This window comes from Paraburkholderia sp. XV (assembly GCF_020177535.1).
Classification (GTDB): Bacteria; Pseudomonadota; Gammaproteobacteria; order Burkholderiales; family Burkholderiaceae; genus Paraburkholderia; species Paraburkholderia caribensis.
In genome coordinates this window covers 34,601-51,454 of the sequence record NZ_JAGUUD010000029.1, presented here as the reverse complement: position 1 = coordinate 51,454, position 16,854 = coordinate 34,601, and the positions used below count along the sequence as shown (strand labels likewise).

Sequence of the window (16,854 nt, the reverse complement as noted above, 5' to 3'; positions counted from 1 at the left end):
CGTTCAGGCTCTGGTTGCGCATCGAAACGCGCCCGTCACTTGCCTGAAAAACGTCATGATTCAATCTGCAGAAGCAGGCGCGTCATTGCTGAAACCGCGCCTCGGTGTCGACATAGGCGGCACGTTCACGGACTTCGTGCTCGAAGCCGGTGGCCACCGTACCACCCATAAACGCCTCACCACGCCCGATGCGCCCGAGCGCGCAGTGCTCGAAGGCATCGCCCATTTGCTGCGCGAGAGCGGTGTCGCCGCTGCCGATCTCGGCGCGATTATTCACGGCACGACGCTTGCCACGAATGCGGTCATCGAGCGGCGTGGCGCGCGCACGGCGCTGCTCACCACAGAAGGTTTCCGCGACGTCATCGAAACCGGCTTTGAGGCGCGCGCCGATCACTACGATCTGCGCGTGCGACAACCCGAGCCACTGATTGACCGCGACCTGCGTTTCACGATTGCCGGCCGGATGAGCGCTCAAGGCGAAGAACTGCAGGCGCTTGATATTAGGGCGCTGGGGGCGATTGCGCAGTCGCTCGACGCTCGCTCGATTGAAAGCATCGCCATCGGCTTCATGCATGGCTATCGCTACCCCTGCCACGAGCAGCAGGCAGCGCGCTGGCTCGCGCGGCGGCTGCCCCGGCTGTCAATCAGCCTGTCGTCTGACGTGTCGCCGGAAGTTCGAGAATTCGAGCGCTTCTCGACCACCGTCGTGAATGCATATGTCCGTCCATTGATGCAGTCCTATCTGGAGAGACTCGCGGACGCGCTTGCCAGTATGTTGATTCGCGCGCCGCTTTTGCTGATGACGTCCGACGGCAGTCTGTGCGATGTCGAAACCGCCTGCCGTCTACCCGTACGGCTGCTCGAATCGGGCCCGGCGGGCGGCGCACTGATGGCCGCGCAGGTGAGCGAGACACTGGGCCTGTCGCAGGTGTTGTCGCTCGACATCGGCGGCACCACGGCGAAGCTGTGTTTCATCGACGACGGCCGCCCGCATATGTCGCGCTCACTCGAAGTGGCGCGGCTTTATCGCTTCAAACCGGGCAGTGGCATTCCGCTGCGCATTCCGGTGGTCGAGTTGTGCGAGATCGGCGCTGGCGGTGGCTCGATTGCGCGCGTCGATTCGCTCGGCCGCGTGCAGGTGGGGCCGGTGAGCGCAGGCTCGGTGCCTGGCCCTGCATGCTATGGCCAGGGCGGCGAGCGCCCCACGCTCACCGATGCGCATCTGTTCGCAGGCCGGCTCGATCCCGCCTGGTTCGCCGCCGGCACGCTCGCGCTCGATCAGGATGCCGCGCGCCGTGCGCTGGAGGCGGACATCGCCGGGCCACTCAACGTCGACGCGGATGCCGCTGCCTACGCCGTCAGCGAAATCGCCGACGAGGCCATGGCCTGCGCGGCGCGCGAACATGCGATCGAACTCGGCAAGTCGGTCGCGGGCCGCACATTGATTGCGTTCGGCGGCTCGGCGCCGCTCCATGCGGCGCGGCTAGCGGACAAACTGGGTATTGGTCGTGTGGTGATTCCCACTGCGGCGGGCGTCGGTTCCGCGTTTGGCTTTCTGCTCGCACCGGTGGCGTTCGACGCTGTCCGGAGCCGTATCGAGCCGCTCACACAGGTCGACGTCGCTGCGATCAATGCGCTGCTCGATACGCTAGAAGCAGAGGCCGCGACGATCGTCGGCAAGGTCGTGCCAGTTCGCATGTGCAGCGCCAAAGTCACCGTATCGATGCGATATCGCGGTCAGGGTCATGAATTGCAGGTCGCGCTGGGCGCCGCGCGGCTCGACGCCGGTGCACATGCGTTGTTGCGCGAACGGTTTGAAGCAGCGTATCTGGCTCGCTTCGGGCGGCTTGTGCCGCGCGCGCCGATTGAAATGCTCGGCTGGAGCATGCGCCTCAGCGCGCCGCGCCGCACAGCATTGCCCAGTCACGCAAGTGCGAAGCGAACGCGCGATGCATCGAGCGCCACAGCCGCAACCGAACCCACTCCCACCGCTGAACGCCTCGTGCTCGACCAGTCGCTGCGCGAGCGTGTCGCCTCGCGCTTCTATCGTCGCGACGACCTCGCGCGGGGCGCGTTTGTGCGCGGCCCAGCCGTTATCGTTGATCGCGAGACGACAGTGAGCGTACCGCCCAATTTCAGCGCACGCGTCGATGCGACCGGCCATCTGTTGCTCGAACGCCAAGCCACCGTGAAGGAAAGCGTATGAACGCACCGCGCGACATCGGGCAGGACATGCTCGACCCTATCCGTTTGCAAGTGATCTGGAACCGGCTCATCGCTGTCGTCGAAGAGCAGGCGCGGCTGCTGATGCGCACCGCGTTCAGCCCGACCGTGCGCGAAGCCGGCGACCTGTCCGCCGGCGTATTCGACTCGCGCGCGCGTCTGGTCGCGCAGGCGGTCACCGGCACGCCGGGCCACGTCAATTCGATGGCGGCTGCCGTCGGCCATTTCGTGCAGGTGTTTCCGGTCGACACGATGCGTCCCGGCGACCATTTCATCACCAACGATCCGTGGCTCGCATCGGGTCACTTGCATGACGTGACAGTCGTCTCGCCGGTATTTCGCGGCGAACACGTCATCGGCTTTTTCGCGTGCACGTGCCATCAGGTCGATATCGGCGGGATCGGACAAGGGCCGGACGGCCGCTCGGTTTTCGAGGAGGGGCTGTGCATTCCACGTCTACCGCTAGCCCGCGCGGGCGTCATCAACAGCGACCTGATCGAGATCATTCGCGCGAACGTGCGCACGCCTGACGAAGTAGAAGGCGACATCCTCTCGTATGTCAGTGCCAACGAGGCGAGCGCAGCGCGCCTCGTGGCGATGCTCGACGAGTTCGGCCAGACTGACATGGTTCACGTGTCCGACGCGATAATCGACTGTTCGCGCGCAGCAATGCAGCAGGCTATCGCAAAGCTGCCGGAAGGGCGTTATCCGTACGCGATGCGGATCGACGGATTTGACACACCGGTCGATCTCGTCGCGACACTCGAGGTGCGCAACGGTCGGGTCGGCGTCGATTTCGCCGGAACTTCCCCCACCAGCCATCGCGGCATCAACGTCGTGCTGAACTATACGCGCGCGTATGCAGCGTTCGGTGTACGCGCGGCGGTCGCGCCGGAGGTGCCGAACAACGCGGGCTCACTGGAGCCGCTCGACATCAACGCACCGGAAGGTTCGATCCTCAACGTGCAGCGTCCGTGGCCGGTGTGCGCGCGTCACATCATCGGGCAGTTCCTGCCGGACGTCGTATTCGGTGCGTTGGCGGGCGTGCTGCCTGAACGCGTGCCAGCCGAAGGCGCGTCGTGCGTATGGGGCGCGCAACTCCGCGGCGGCGCGGCGGCGTGGATGGCGGCAGGCGAGGCGTTACCGGATGCGGCCGCGCTGGATCAGCCGCGCGCGTTCGAGACGCTCTTTTTCAATAGTGGCGGTTCGGGCGCCCGCGCCGGCGACGACGGCATGTCGGGCACCGCGTTTCCGAGCGGCGTGCGGGCGATTGCCTGCGAGATCGTCGAATCCATGTGTCCGGTCGTGATCTGGCGCAAGGAATTGCGGCCCGATAGCGGCGGCCCTGGACGCTGGCGCGGCGGGCTCGGCCAACGCCTTGAAATCGCCAGCGTGGATGGCGCGCCGTTCCAGTTCTTCGGCATGTACGACCGCATCGTCCACGCGGCACGTGGCCGCGACGGCGGAGGTCCCGGCGCGCCCGGCGCGGTCACGCTCGACGACGGCACGCCGATGGCCGCGATGGGACTGCAAACCGTGCCGCGCGGGCGGCGCCTGTGTCTGGACTTGCCAGGCGGCGCGGGTATCGGCGCCGCGCACGAGCGCGAGCGGGAAAAGGTCGCGCGAGATGTGCGACTCGGATATGTCAGCGAACACCTCGCCGCAAACGCCTACGGTTTGCGCTGAGGCACTGCGGACGGGCGGTGACGCCTACGCGCGTGCAGCAGGCCAGGCAATCGGGTGCATAACGTAGGCAATCCGCTCTTTTTCAGATGTGGAACCGCAGGCGCTGTTGCACGGGCGCCATGCGATTATTGGCGGCGCGGGTGGGCTCGCTAGAATCGGCGAAATCCTGTACAACGTTGCGACCGCGCTGCCGCTCTCATGGACCGACTTCCCCCGTTGCCTGCTCTTTCGGCCGCCGCCAGGCCTAAGCAGCCGACGAGCGAGCCGGGCGACGACGCGCGCTGCGGGCTGTTTCGTACCGCGCTGGCGCAACCAGGTGCATCGCTCACCGAAGCATACCGCCGCCTGCACGACGATCCGCGCTGCGTCCGCGCCCCTGCCATGGGGCTGTACGGCCGCAGCGTTGAGGTGCCGGGCGACGTCGACGAAGGCACGTGGAAGATGATCTCGATTCGGGACGAGATTTTCGTAGCGGTGTCCGAGTGTGACTACGCGTGCGCCCGCACGGAAAGCGTGCCGCCCGAAGGTTTCGTCGAGTTCCACTACCTCGTGACCGGTCCCGCCAGCGTCGGCGTGGGTGGCGGCCAGGATGGCGACTCCGTGCAGGTCGGGGCGCCAAACTTCATTCTCTGCTACCAGGGCGCGGGGCTGCGCTATCAGATCACCTGTCCGCAAGGGCCGCGTCGCGCGCTGGGCCTGTACGTGTCGTCGCGCTATTTCGCGCGGCTCATAGAGGCACTCGGCGTGGAAGGCGAAACGATACGCGCGCGCCTCGCCGCCGTTAAGGACGACGAACTCTATAACGTCCAGATGCGCCTCGCGTTGGACGCGGTGCAAGCCATTGAACAACTACTCGCCAGCCCGCATGAAGGTGTGCGCGACCTGCTGTTCGTCGAGGCGAAATGCACGGAGATCCTGTACGCAAGCGTGGGCGCATGGATCGACAGTTTGCGCGACGGCGCGCAGGATGTGATCCTGTCCTCGCGCGACCTGATGCTAATGGAACGTGCTCGCACGCTGATCGACGCGGACTTGCAGAAGAACATGACCATTCCCGATCTTGCGCGCGCGGTGGGCACCAACGCGTCGAAGCTCAAGCGCGCATTCAAGTTGCTGCATGGCGTGACGGTCTTTGAGTACAGCCTGCGCGGTCGCATGCAGGAGGCGCTGCGATTGCTGGTGGACGAACGGCAATCGGTGGGGCAGGTGGCGGCGGCGGTTGGATACCAGCATCAAACGAGCTTTACGACCTCGTTCCGCGACTTTTACGGCTTCGCGCCGAAAGACGCGCGGCAGTTGCGCGGCTCGGAGCGCACCAGGGGCACCGACTAACCCTGTCGACTGACCCAACCGACTACCTCAGCCGCCCAGTCTGCGAAGGCGACTCGCCGAAGCGTTCCTTGTAACTCTGCGCGAAGCGGCCGAAGTGGGTGAAGCCACAGTCCAGTGCAATGTGCGCAATCCGTACTTCCGCCGACGTCGCCAGAATGGTCTCTCGCGCGCGCTCCAACCGGACCTGCCGCAGATACTGCATCGGGCTGGTCTGGCGAAATCGCATGAAGCCGTCGCATAGCGTGCGTACCGGCACGCCGACCGCTTCGGCGAGATCGGCCAGTTGCATCGGCGAGCCGAGGCTAGCGATCATTAGGTCTTCCGCGCGGCGCACGAAGCCGGGCGTTGCCGTTTTACGCGGCGAGGATGAAAACGAGGCGTCCCACTCGGTGGAGCCCGCCGCGAGCAGATTGACCAGCAGCGATTCGACATGTTCGCCTACGTGGGCGTTGCCGCACGCACTGGCCAGCAGATCCGGCGAACTGGCAATCAGCTTCAACTGCTCTTGCCAGGCGCGCATCGCGCCGCTCGCAAAATGCATCAGTGCGCCGTTGCGTTCGGTACCGAGCGCGACGTCTGCCGGTAGCGCGAGGGGATCGATGCGCAGCACGAGCTGCTCGCATTGTGGCGAAAGTTTCGCGCTGAACGGCTCACCAGGCGCGCGGATCACGCCCTGCCTGTCGTCGACATGAATGGTGTGGCCGGAGGCCTTGACCTCTGCATAGCCGGACACGCAGAACATCAGCAGGTAATAGCCGTCCACCGCTTCGACATCTACCTGCATGCCGCTGCCGAAGCCGATCGTACCAATGCCAAGCCGGCCGAGCTTCACGAAATCCATGTGGGAATGGCCGCCGCCGTCGCCGAACGGCACGAGCGAATGCGGCTGCATCACGCGGGAGATCAGTTCGCGCGTCTCGTCCAGGTCTTTCGACTCGAACAGGCGATGGTCTCGGAGCGCATGGGGGCGGAAGTCGGTACGGCTCATGACGAAAAGATAAGAGACCTCGTGCTGCGCGAAACGGACTTCGTTCAAAAAGCTGCCTGAATCGGACAGTTCACCAGGCAACTGCCAGAAGCGGATAGCCCCGCCATTTTGGATCTCCAAAAATAATTCAACAGACGTCAAAAAAGCAAGTCTGCCAACGGCGGTTCCCTCATACAGGCAGCACCCAGCAATCTAGCGGAGTCATCAGCATGGAAATAGCCGAAACGCCCGTTCGTATAGTCAAGGACATGGAGTCCGATCATGTCGTGTTTCCACACGACGACGGCTCGCGCGTACCGTACAAGGTATTCAGCTCGCAAGCGGTGTACGAGCGCGAGCAGGAACGGATTTATCGCGGCCCGACGTGGAATTTCGTCGCACTCGAAGCGGAGATTCCGAATGCGGGCGACTTCAAGAGCACCTTCGTGGGCGACACGCCGGTTGTCGTCACGCGCGGCGACGATGGCTCGCTCTCGGCGTGGGTGAATCGCTGCGCGCACCGTGGCGCGTCGGTGTGCCGCCAGGCGCGCGGCAACGCCACCTCGCATACCTGCGTGTACCACCAGTGGAGCTTCGATAACAGCGGCAACTTGCTGGGCGTGCCGTTCCGCCGCGGGCAGAAAGGCATGAGCGGGATGCCGGCCGACTTCGATCCTAAGAACCACAGCCTGCGCAAGCTGCGTGTGGACAGTTATCGCGGTGTTGTGTTCGCGACGTTCAGCGACGAAGTCGCGCCATTGCCCGAGTATCTCGGCGCGGAAATGCGGCCGTGGATCGATCGCATCTTTCACAAGCCGATCGAATACCTCGGCTGCACGCGTCAGTATTCGAAGTCGAACTGGAAGCTGTACTTCGAGAACGTGAAAGACCCGTATCACGCGAGCATGCTTCATCTGTTCCATACGACCTTCAACATCTTCCGTGTCGGCATGAAAGCGCGTTCCATTCCGGACGCGACACACGGCCTGCATAGCATCATCACGGTCACCAAGACGGGCGAGGACACCTCGGCGGCTTACAAGCAGCAGAACATCCGTTCCATGGACGAAGGCTTCTCGCTCGAAGACGACACGGTGCTTGGTCATATTTCCGAGTACGAAGAAGACACCACCAACCATATCCAGCCGATCTTCCCACAGCTCGTGATCCAGCAGATCCACAACACGCTGGTGGCGCGCCAGTTGTTGCCGAAAGGCCCGAACAATTTCGAGCTGATTTTCCACTTTTTCGGCTACGCGGACGACACGCCGGAACTGCGGGCGCTGCGCATCAAGCAGGCAAATTTGGTGGGACCGGCGGGGTATATCTCCATGGAAGATACCGAGGCGACTGAACTCGTTCAACGCGGCACGATCCGCGACGGCGATGCGACTTCGGTGATCGAAATGTCGCGCGGCAACCCGGAGCAGCAGGACACGGTGATCACTGAAAGTCTGATCCGCCGCTTCTGGGTCGGGTATCAGAAATTGATGGGCTATTGAGCAGAGGACGCACATGGAAGCGATGAAACTGTGGTTCGAGTTGCATATGCTGCAGAGCCAGTACATCAGCAATCTGGACAACGACCGGCTGGAAGCATGGCCCACGTTGTTCACCGAAGACTGCACGTACGAGATCGTACCGAAGGAAAACGCTGACATGGGTTTGCCTATTGGCATCATTCACTGCACGAACCAGCGCATGCTGCGCGACCGCGTGGTGTCGCTGCGCAACGCGAATATTTTTGAGGAACACACGTACCGTCATATGACATCAGGCCTGACGGTGATGAGCGAGAAGGACGGCGTGATCGAAACGGAAAGTAGCTACGTGGTGGTGCAAACGCGCTCTAACGGCGAAACCGACGTGTATCAGGCAGGCAAGTATTACGACCGCGTCGTGCGTACGCCGGAAGGTTTGCGCTATCAGAGCAAGCGCGTGGTCTACGACACGTCGCGCGTGCAGACGCTGCTCGCTACGCCGATTTGAAGGAGCGAATATGGAACAGGCACTCGAGAACTGGCAGGCCATCGGCACCCTCGACGATTTCACCGAAGGCGAGCCGGCGGCGGTCGTGGCCGGCAACCGGCAGATCGCGATATTCAGGCTCGGCGACGAAGTGTTCGCGCTGAACGATCTGTGTTCGCATGGTCATGCGCGGCTGTCGGACGGCTACGTGGAAGACGGTTGCGTCGAATGTCCGCTGCATCAGGGGCTCATCGACATTCGTTCAGGCGCGCCGCGCTGCGCACCGGTCACGGAACCGGTGCGCGCGTTCCCGATCCGTATCGTCGATTCGCGGGTGGAAGTTCATGTCGACTGAGCGGCATGTGATTGTCGGGGCGGGACATGCCGCGCGGCGCGCCGCGCAAACGCTGCGCGAGCGCGATCCCGGCGCGCGCATCGTGATGATCGGCGCGGAGCCGCATGCGCCCTATGATCGCCCTGTGCTGTCGAAAGACGCGCTGATCGTGGAAGGAGGCGAGCAGAAGGCGTTCGTTCGCGAGCCGGACTGGTACGCCGCGCAGGATATCGAGTTGCGGCTGTCCACGACCGTCGAGTCGATTGACCGGGTTCGCAACGCAGTGCGACTGTCCGACGGTAGCGCGCTCGGCTACGACAGATTGCTGCTCGCAACCGGCTCGCGCGTGCGTGAGTTTTCGGGCACAGTGGATGAGCGAATTGCGCTGTACTACGTACGGACGCTGGCCGACTCACTGGCGTTGCGCGCCGCGCTCGCGCCCGGCAGACGGGTTGCCATCCTCGGCGGCGGCTTTATCGGGCTCGAAGTGGCCGCCGCCGTGAGGCAAGCAGGCTGCGAGGCGACGGTAATCGAACCGGCGCCTGTGCTGCTGCAACGGTCGCTGCCGCAGGCGGCGTCGCGCTTCGTCGCGCAACTTCATACGCGGTGCGGCGTGGTGCTGCGACTGGGCGAGACGCCGGTAGCCATCGGCTACGAGAATGGCCGGGCGTTGATCGAAACGGATCGTGGCACGCTTACGGCCGATCTCGTCGTGGTGGGTATCGGCGTGCTGCCGAATGTCGAACTCGCGGGCGACGCGGGACTTGAAGTGAAAAGCGGCATCGTTGTGGACACGCAATGCCGCACGTCCGACCCGCATATTTTCGCTGCCGGCGAAGTGACGATGCATTTCAACCCGTTGCTCGGGCGGCACGTTCGCATCGAATCGTGGCAGGTCGCAGAGAATCAACCTGTGGTTGCGGCGGCCAACATGCTTGGCGACACGCAGGAGTACGCGGAGTGGCCGTGGCTGTGGTCCGATCAGTTCGATTGCAATATCCAGACGCTCGGCACGATTGAGGCGTTGCACACGGTGATCGGGCGTGGCGATGCGCAACAGGGTCCGTTCTGCCTGTTCGCGTTCGACGAAACGCAGCGCTTGCGCGGGGTCGTAGCAATCAATGCTGGTCGTGAGATGGCCGCTGCGAAGCGGCTCATCGCGTCCGCCAAGCCGCTTGATCCTGCCTTGCTCGCCGACGCTACCGTGAGCTTGAGATCAATGTTGTAGAACCGGCAGATTCGAGATCCGCCGTGAAGGCCGTGCGAGTCCTCGCTCGCACGGCTGACTTCTTTTCGAAGTTCGTTGCCTACAAGGCTGCCTGAGACGAGGCCTGAAAGCGCTTGGGCCGCAACCCCGCCTGAAACCATTCGACCATCGTCACGATATCGAACACCGGCACGCCGAACCGTTCGCTGATCAACGCAGAGTAAGGCGCGAAGTTGCTGCATTCGCTGATGATCGCGCCGGTTTCCGGATGCGCGGACAACAAACGCTCCGCGCATTCGAGCAGGTCGGCGGCCTGTTCGTCGAAGTTCACCGTCGGCGCATTCTCCAGATTGTTGCGAAAGAACTGGCTGTCTTCGCGCAAACCAGCCACCGGCAGATCGGTCGGCGCGTTCGCGGCAAGCAGATGTCGAGGCGTCAGCGAAGCGGCGCGCGCGGTGAGGACGCCCACGCGCTGCCGCTTCGGCAACAGCATGGCGACCGACGGAATCTGCAGCAGCGCGGAGGTAGCGACTGGCACGGCGCAGCGTTCAGTCAACGCCTGCTGGAAGGCCACGAGAAAGCCGCAACTCGTCGTGATGCCGTCCACGCCGAGATCGACGAGCTGCAGCGCAGCTTCGACGAAGCGTTCGATGAGAGGCACAGCCGCCTTCTCTTCGCCGCTTGTGGCCGCCATGACTTGCGGGCCAGTGACCCCCGTTACAAGGCCGTATTGAACGGGAAAGGACCAAGTCGCGCCGTGGCCGATGTCGCCGGGCAAGCGCTGAAAGCCGGTGTCGAGCATCAGGATGCCGATGCTTACGCCGTGAATCGTGCGACGACGCGGGCGGAGCTCGCGCGCGTCGCTCGCGGCCTGGTTGTCGGGAAGCGAGTGGAGTGTCATGAATCAGTTGACGAAGCAGTTGCACGCGTCGAGCGCGGCGGGAATCGGCAGATTGAGCGCGGCCATCTTTCGGCGGTTGATCAAAGCCTTGTAGTCGGCGGGCACAGCGCGATATACGGGCATCGCCGACGGCTTGACGCCCTTGATCATTTGCAGCGCCATATCCGCGGCGTGTGCCCCTTGCGATTCATAGGACGGCGCATAGGCGACGGCAATAATGTCGCCCTTGCGGATCAGTTCATGCTCGGCGCTGAGAATCGGCACATGCATATGGTCGGTGACCGAGGCGACCGCTGGCAACGAAGACTGGACCAGGCTGGAGCCGATCGCATAGAAGAAGTCGATGCCTTGCAGCGTGCCGGCGCGTTGCGGCACGTCGACGGAGGAATCCGCCGAGGTCGCGACCATATCGAGGCCTGCCTTTGCCGCAGCCTCCTTCAGACTCGCAATGGCGGCGACATCGTTGACTTCGCCGGAGTTGTACAGCACGCCAAATTTCTTCGCCATAGGAAAGACCTTTTTCGCGAAATCGAGCACGGCATTGTAGTCGGTGACGCTCGAGGTGCCGTTGATGCGGGCGCTGCCGTGCTGCCAGTCGGGCACGATGCCTGCCTTCACCGGGTCCGTCACCTGCGAGAACACCAGCGGCGTACCCGTGTCGCTAACGTTGCGCACGGCGGCCTGCGCAACCGGCGTCGTGATGGTCAGGATCACGGAAGGGTGCTGCGCGACGATCTGCGCGAGGGTCTGAGGAATAAGGCTCGGCGTGAAGTTCGCGTCGCTGTAAACGTAGCGCACAGTTTTATTTTCCACGTAGCCATGAGCTTGCATTTCGTCCTTGAAGCCCTGAATGGTGCGCGACAGCGCCGGGTGCGGGCCGAAGTTGGCGATACCCACAACAATGGGTGCGGGGGAGACGGTTTGTGCATGTGTGGCGGTGGGCAGGATGGTGCCAAGGCCGAGTGCCATCGACAACAACGCGGTTGCCATGCCACGGCGTTTGCCGAACCGTTGAACACACTCGCTGAGCAGTTTCATAACGTATTTGCTTGATAGAAAGACAATGTGAGAGTGGGGAGGGACAACCGGCGATGTCTTCGCACCGTCGAAACGAACTCATTCTGATCGAGCCGTTCCGTTCGGCCCACGGCGTCAAAATAAACAGTTCCGAATGCCTAATAATTGAAGCCGCTGGCGAAGTCCCTTTGCAGGGGAGTCCATGTTATTGAATGAGCCAGGCCGCCGGAGTGCCGGCCTGCAAAGAATGGCAACGGCTCGCCACGGCGCGCGCGAACAACAGAGTAAGGCGTCGCGCTCTAGTGAAGCGATTCAGAATTGAAGGAAAACGGGTCTAACTATTTTGAGGGCGTTGTCACTGGTTTGTGCCCTTTCTAGTCTTCGCTGTGGCAAGCGCGTTGCGTTACGGACGTGCCCAACATCCTACGAAGCAGAACTTCCCACAAACCATCGATCCCTCCACGGACCTTCGAGATGAAACGTATCTGTACTACGGCGCTGCTCCTCTCCCTTGCGGCTACCGCCCACGCGCAGAGCGCGCCGAGTTCCAGCGTCACGCTGTATGGCGTGGTGATGTCGGGCCTGATCTACTCCAACAACTCGCTGAAGGGCGCATCGATCGGCACGGCGAACGGTCCGAGCCGTTGGGGCGTCCGGGGCGTCGAGGACCTCGGTGGCGGCACGAAGACGATCTTCGTGCTCGAAGGCGGTTTCAACCCGAACACCGGCTCGGCGGCGCAAGGGGGCCGCGAATTTGGCCGTCAGGCATACGTAGGTTTGACCGACGATCGCTTTGGCTCCTTGACCTTCGGCCGCCAGTACGATCTGACGCAGGACTGGCTCGCGCAGTATTCGTCGCCGCTGATGTGGAACGGCTACACGGCGACTATCGGCGATAACAACAACTTCAACTACCAGTTCCGCACCAATAACGCGGTGAAGTATGTGTCGCCGTCGTATCGGGGCTTGCAGGCGGGCTTGATGTACAGCTTCGGCGGCGTGGCCGGGAGTTTCGGCAATCAGAGCGCGATCGGCGCAGGCGTGAATTACGCGCAAGGCCCTGTGAAGCTCTCCGCGGCCTACATGCGGATGAATCACCCCGCATCGGCCTCGAGCGAAGGCCTGTGGAACACCTCGTTGTTCGCGTCGATTTCGGCCAAATCGCCGACGTTTTCGTATGCGATCTCGCCGTCCAGTATGGAAATCTACGGGGCGGGCGGCCAGTATGCGTTCACGAAGACGACGTTTGCGAGCCTTGTCGTCACGCATAGCCGTTATGATGATCTTGGCGTCGCGCAACTGGGTCTCACGCATGGCCGCGCGAGCTACACCAACATCGAGGCCAATGTGAGTCACTTCTTCGCGCCCGACTATCAGGCCGCGTTCGACTACGTGTACACCACCGGCACGATCCAACCGACCGACTTCAAACCGCAATACCACCAGTTTTCGCTCATCAACAACTACTTCCTGTCCAAGCGCACGGCGCTCTACCTGGACGGCATATTCCAGCTGGCAGCCGGCGATGCACAGCACGCTAATATCGAATATGCCAGCGGTTCGGGCGGTGCGTCTTCGACCAAACGGCAGGTGGCAATTACTGCGGGCATTTTTCACCGGTTCTAATGGTGATGAAACGTGGGCGGCCCGGTCGCGCCGGGCTTGCGCCGAAGCAGACGCGAATGAAGTAGACATGAAACGAGGCCCCGCGCTCGTCGCGTTCAAGGACGCGGCGAACCGTGTCCCGCCAGAGGAGTCGCAATTCACATGAGTCGTGAGCAGGCAACAGGTTCAGTGCAGCCTTCATCGCAGCCCCCAGACACGTGCCAGTCAGGACACGTAGCCGGCGGTCATGCCGACCGGGTGAGCGGTGCCCGGATCGTCGCCGAAGTGCTCGGCGCCTACGGCGTGCCCGCCGTCACCTTCATTCCCGGGGAAGGCATTCTCGAAATCGTCGATGCACTCGCCCTCCACATGCCGCATATCGCGCTGGCGAGTTTCCGCCACGAGGCCGGCATGGCCTACGCTGCCCAGGCGATCGGGCAACTGCGCGACCAGCCTGGCATCTGTCTTGCCGCTCGCGCGCCCGGCGCGTTGAACACCACGCTGGCCGTCCATACGGCGTACACGGATAGTGCGCCGATGATCCTGATCGTCGGGCAGGGGAGCCAGGCAATCTCCGGCCGTGAGGCGATGCTCAATCCGGACGACTTCCAGCGCGTGTTCGGTCCGCTTGCCAAATGGGTGGGTCTGATCGACGCACCCGAGCGCATCGGCGAGATGTTCGCCCGTGCGTGGCATGTGGCGATGAGCGGGCGGCGCGGACCCGTGGTGCTGGTTTTGCCGGAGGACGTGGCACACGCTCACGCGAAGCCCGTCATTCCGCCAAGGCCGCAATTGCTCGCGCCGTCAATTGCGCGCGGCGACATGGAGCGTTTGCGCGCCATGCTGCAAACGGCGCAGCGTCCGTTGATGATCGCGGGCGGAACGGGCTGGCAGCCCGAATCGCTGAAAACGCTCGCGAGACTCGCCTGCCAGCATCTCGTGCCGGTCGCGACAACGTACCGGCGCCGGGATCTGCTGGATCATGACGACGCCGTGTTTGTCGGCGAGATCGGCATCGGGATCGACCCGCAGCTCGCGCAACGCGTGAGCGAAGCCGATCTGCTGATTGTGCTGAACGGTCGTCTCGGTGAACTGAACACACTGGGCGAGGGTTTCAAGGGTTATGCGCTGATCGCACCCGATGCTCAGCAGCGCGGTCACGCCCAGCGCCTCGTCCATATACACGCCGACGCGGGTGAGTTGAACGCCGTCTATCAGGCAGATATCGCGATGCTGGCGGAATGCAACGCGGCAGTCGACTCCTGGCGGGAAGCGAGCGAGGACGTGGTCCCGTGGTGCGACTCGCACGCGTTCGACGCCCGTCACGAGTGGATGCGCACGTTGCGCGCAGAGCGGCTTGCGCATATCGCGAGCGGATACTGCGAAGGCCAGCTCGATCTGCGCGCCGTGTATGCAACGCTCGACGCCGCGCTTGCTGACAACGCTGTCGTGACTTCAGGCGCGGGCTCATATGCGATCTGGCCGCAACGCTATCTAACGCACCACCGTCCGGGAACCCAGTTGGGTCCGAAAAGTGGTGCGATGGGCTACGGGCTTGCTGCCGCGATCGGCGCGGCGCTCGTGCTGGAGCCCGGACGTCAGATTGTCGCGATAGCCGGCGACGGCTGCCTGATGATGCACGCGGAAGAGCTGGAAACGGCTGTGCGGCTCGGCGTCTCGCTGCTCGTGCTGGTCGTGAACAACCGCGCGTACGGGGCCATCGACGCCGCGCAGCGGCGGCTTTTCGGGCGCACGGCGGGCACCGAACTCGGCAACATCGATTTCGCCGCGTTCGCGGGCGCATTCGGCGTGAAGAGCTGGGCGGTCGACGAGACGGCCGCGTTCGCGCCCGCGCTCGACGCCGCACTGGCCGCGCCGGGCGTCAGGCTGATCGAATTGCGCGTGCCGCGTTCGGTCGGCAAGCCGCTCGCGTGAGGTGTTGCGGTGCGTGAGTCGGCCGATGCCCTTCATACGGATTGTGTAAACCCCCATACTTTTTTTCGGCTCATGAAAGCAATTCAAACACTTGGGTCGGACCCGAGTGCGACACGCCCGCCCGCGCCGGCGCATCAGCATGCGTCGCGCGCCGGGACCGTGCCGCGCGGCGCGCGGGGCAGCGCGATCGTCGTTGGTGCGGGCATCGCCGGCTTGACTGCGGCTTACCGCCTGGATCGCGCGGGTCTGCGCGTAACCGTGCTGGAGGCGAACGAGGTAGTCGGCGGACGCATGGGCGACCGGCGTGTCGGCGATATTGCGTTCAATAGCGGCGCGCGTCTTGTGTATCCGTTCGGACGCGCATTCAACCGGTTGATCGCGGATCTGGCGCTTCAGGACATGCTGATTCCGCTGCGCCACCTGACGGCGCAATGCGTCTCGGCTGGCGGCAGCCATACGATTGAGCTAATGCCTTCGGTGCGTTCGCTGGGTACGCCCGGTCTACCTTTGCTGGAGCGCGTCGCGCTTGTCGGGCACGCGCTCAGGATGCGCGCGCAGCGCAGCCGCGTCGACCCGGACTGGGCGATGAGCGCCATGCCCGTTGACCCGGCCGCCGATCTACAGACGCTTGCGCAATACGTGCGCGACGCAATCGGACCGCAGGCGCTTTCCAACATGGTCGAGCCGGTGTTTCGCTCCACCCGCAGCTTCAACCCGGAAACGCTGTCCGCGCTGTTCTATCGGAGTACCGTGCCGCATCTGATCGGCGAAGACACGGTCTACACACTCAGAGGCGGCATGGGCGGCGTATGCCAGGCACTCGCGGCGCAGCTGGATGTGCGGACGAACGCGGCCGTCATCTCGATCGAGGCAGTGCAGGATCTCAGCGCGCCAGGCCGCGGTGACGCGACGGCCGCTTCCGGGGGAGCGAGCGCACGGGGACAGCGGTTCGCCGTGACGCTGCGTGACGGGACGGTGCTGGGCGCCGACCACGTGGTGTGCGCAACCGAGGGCTCGCTTGCGGGCGCGCTGATCCGCAACCCGCAGCGCGAAGAGCGCGAGATGCTCGAGGCGGTGCGGTACAACACGCTCGGCGTCGTCCATTACGGCTTTTCGAAGCCGCTTGCGCCGCTGATGCAGTTCGCGCCGCGGGGATCGCCCAGCCGCATTTCGACGTTCCAGCAGTTGCCGGCGTCGCCCGCGGGCGGTCGCCCGCTCACGCAAATTTATTGCCAACTGACGCCGGAAGCTGCCTACGAAGCCGAGCGCCGCGGCTTGACGGGCAACCTCGACGTACTGCTGCGCGACGAACTGCGCGCGCGCATTCCGGATTTCGACCGCCATGTGAGCGCGGTTGTGACACAGTGGATTCCGCGCAAGCTGCCGGTGTTCGCGCCGGGCTACGGCGCGCGTCTGCAGGCGTTCTGGCGCTGGCAGGAGGACCCCGCGCGCAACGTAGCGCGGCCGGTGGTGTACTGCGGCGACTGGACCTCTCAGGCGCTGTTGACGGGCGCCTGTGCGAGCGGCGAACGTGCCGCGCAGATTGTGCTGACTCGCGCGCAAAACTAGGCAAAGCGGACCAACTTTTAGCGAAACGGCATAAGCCAGAGCCGGAATAAATTCGCTCGCGGCTTCAATGCTACAAATTCGCTACCCCACTTAAGCTACGGAAATCTGCA

13 protein-coding genes are annotated in these 16,854 nt (G+C 63.6%); 10 read left to right on the top strand and 3 right to left on the bottom strand.

Features of this window, described 5'->3' with window-relative positions; genetic code table 11:
- Window positions 1-55: 55 nt before the first annotated feature.
- The 3 genes from KFO72_RS16540 (at window position 56) to KFO72_RS16530 (ending at window position 5,241) form a co-directional block, all read left to right on the top strand.
- Window positions 56-2,206, top strand: a complete 2,151-nt coding sequence (locus KFO72_RS16540) for a hydantoinase/oxoprolinase family protein (RefSeq protein ID WP_225032598.1) — start codon at window positions 56-58, stop codon at window positions 2,204-2,206.
- On the top strand, window positions 2,203-3,909 hold the full coding sequence (locus KFO72_RS16535) for a hydantoinase B/oxoprolinase family protein (RefSeq protein WP_225032597.1): 1,707 nt from the start codon (window positions 2,203-2,205) through the stop codon (window positions 3,907-3,909). Before KFO72_RS16540 ends, KFO72_RS16535 begins: the two co-directional genes overlap by 4 nt.
- Window positions 3,910-4,107: 198 nt before the next feature.
- The gene (locus KFO72_RS16530; protein WP_110854620.1) at window positions 4,108-5,241 is read left to right on the top strand and encodes a helix-turn-helix domain-containing protein; all 1,134 of its coding nucleotides are present in this window, start codon (window positions 4,108-4,110) and stop codon (window positions 5,239-5,241) included.
- A 22-nt stretch (window positions 5,242-5,263) separates the two neighbouring features.
- Here KFO72_RS16530 and andR read toward each other — a convergent pair whose 3' ends face one another.
- Window positions 5,264-6,229 carry an anthranilate 1,2-dioxygenase regulatory protein AndR gene (andR, locus tag KFO72_RS16525; RefSeq protein ID WP_225032615.1) on the bottom strand — a complete coding sequence of 322 codons (966 nt, stop codon included), beginning with the start codon at window positions 6,227-6,229 and terminating at the stop codon, window positions 5,264-5,266.
- Between the two features lie 209 nt (window positions 6,230-6,438).
- Here andR and andAc point away from each other — a divergent pair, with 209 nt between their 5' ends.
- Genes andAc through andAa form a run of 4 tightly spaced genes read left to right on the top strand, consistent with a single transcriptional unit; the run spans window position 6,439 to window position 9,738 of the window.
- Window positions 6,439-7,710, top strand: coding sequence for an anthranilate 1,2-dioxygenase large subunit AndAc (gene andAc / locus KFO72_RS16520; RefSeq protein WP_225032596.1), 1,272 nt, complete (start codon window positions 6,439-6,441; stop codon window positions 7,708-7,710).
- A 13-nt stretch (window positions 7,711-7,723) separates the two neighbouring features.
- Window positions 7,724-8,197, top strand: coding sequence for an anthranilate 1,2-dioxygenase small subunit AndAd (gene andAd, locus KFO72_RS16515; protein ID WP_110385157.1), 474 nt, complete (start codon window positions 7,724-7,726; stop codon window positions 8,195-8,197).
- Between the two features lie 10 nt (window positions 8,198-8,207).
- On the top strand, window positions 8,208-8,531 hold the full coding sequence (andAb, locus tag KFO72_RS16510) for an anthranilate 1,2-dioxygenase ferredoxin subunit AndAb (RefSeq protein WP_110385156.1): 324 nt from the start codon (window positions 8,208-8,210) through the stop codon (window positions 8,529-8,531).
- A complete protein-coding gene (gene andAa, locus KFO72_RS16505; RefSeq protein WP_225032595.1) occupies window positions 8,521-9,738 on the top strand; it encodes an anthranilate 1,2-dioxygenase system ferredoxin--NAD(+) reductase in 1,218 nt (405 codons plus the stop codon). The genes andAb and andAa overlap by 11 nt, the downstream gene beginning before the upstream one ends.
- A 79-nt stretch (window positions 9,739-9,817) precedes the next feature.
- On the opposite strand, the gene KFO72_RS16500 is transcribed toward andAa, so the two are convergent.
- Complete coding sequence (locus KFO72_RS16500; RefSeq protein ID WP_225032594.1) at window positions 9,818-10,618, bottom strand: aspartate/glutamate racemase family protein; 801 nt, start codon at window positions 10,616-10,618, stop codon at window positions 9,818-9,820.
- A 3-nt stretch (window positions 10,619-10,621) separates the two neighbouring features.
- Window positions 10,622-11,656 (bottom strand): ABC transporter substrate-binding protein, encoded by a 1,035-nt coding sequence (locus KFO72_RS16495; protein WP_110385153.1) that lies wholly within the window; start codon window positions 11,654-11,656, stop codon window positions 10,622-10,624.
- A gap of 453 nt (window positions 11,657-12,109) precedes the next feature.
- Between KFO72_RS16495 and KFO72_RS16490 the strand changes: the two genes are divergently transcribed.
- The 3 genes from KFO72_RS16490 to KFO72_RS16480 all read left to right on the top strand — a co-directional run bounded on the left by KFO72_RS16490 (window position 12,110) and on the right by KFO72_RS16480 (window position 16,744).
- On the top strand, window positions 12,110-13,261 hold the full coding sequence (locus KFO72_RS16490) for a porin (protein ID WP_225032593.1): 1,152 nt from the start codon (window positions 12,110-12,112) through the stop codon (window positions 13,259-13,261).
- A 237-nt stretch (window positions 13,262-13,498) separates the two neighbouring features.
- On the top strand, window positions 13,499-15,175 hold the full coding sequence (locus tag KFO72_RS16485; RefSeq protein ID WP_225032592.1) for a thiamine pyrophosphate-dependent enzyme: 1,677 nt from the start codon (window positions 13,499-13,501) through the stop codon (window positions 15,173-15,175).
- A gap of 72 nt (window positions 15,176-15,247) precedes the next feature.
- Window positions 15,248-16,744 carry a protoporphyrinogen/coproporphyrinogen oxidase gene (locus tag KFO72_RS16480; RefSeq protein ID WP_225032591.1) on the top strand — a complete coding sequence of 499 codons (1,497 nt, stop codon included), beginning with the start codon at window positions 15,248-15,250 and terminating at the stop codon, window positions 16,742-16,744.
- The last annotated feature ends 110 nt before the right edge of the window (window positions 16,745-16,854 follow it).

Coding starts and splice junctions, on each gene's coding strand:
- KFO72_RS16535 (WP_225032597.1), top strand. CDS start 2,203: ATGAACGCACCGCGCGACATCGGGCAGGACATGCTCGACCCTATCCGT.
- KFO72_RS16490 (WP_225032593.1), top strand. CDS start 12,110: ATGAAACGTATCTGTACTACGGCGCTGCTCCTCTCCCTTGCGGCTACC.
- andAa (WP_225032595.1), top strand. CDS start 8,521: ATGTCGACTGAGCGGCATGTGATTGTCGGGGCGGGACATGCCGCGCGG.
- KFO72_RS16495 (WP_110385153.1), bottom strand. CDS start 11,656: ATGAAACTGCTCAGCGAGTGTGTTCAACGGTTCGGCAAACGCCGTGGC.
- KFO72_RS16530 (WP_110854620.1), top strand. CDS start 4,108: ATGGACCGACTTCCCCCGTTGCCTGCTCTTTCGGCCGCCGCCAGGCCT.
- KFO72_RS16480 (WP_225032591.1), top strand. CDS start 15,248: ATGAAAGCAATTCAAACACTTGGGTCGGACCCGAGTGCGACACGCCCG.
- KFO72_RS16540 (WP_225032598.1), top strand. CDS start 56: ATGATTCAATCTGCAGAAGCAGGCGCGTCATTGCTGAAACCGCGCCTC.
- KFO72_RS16500 (WP_225032594.1), bottom strand. CDS start 10,618: ATGACACTCCACTCGCTTCCCGACAACCAGGCCGCGAGCGACGCGCGC.
- andAd (WP_110385157.1), top strand. CDS start 7,724: ATGGAAGCGATGAAACTGTGGTTCGAGTTGCATATGCTGCAGAGCCAG.
- andR (WP_225032615.1), bottom strand. CDS start 6,229: ATGAGCCGTACCGACTTCCGCCCCCATGCGCTCCGAGACCATCGCCTG.
- andAb (WP_110385156.1), top strand. CDS start 8,208: ATGGAACAGGCACTCGAGAACTGGCAGGCCATCGGCACCCTCGACGAT.
- andAc (WP_225032596.1), top strand. CDS start 6,439: ATGGAAATAGCCGAAACGCCCGTTCGTATAGTCAAGGACATGGAGTCC.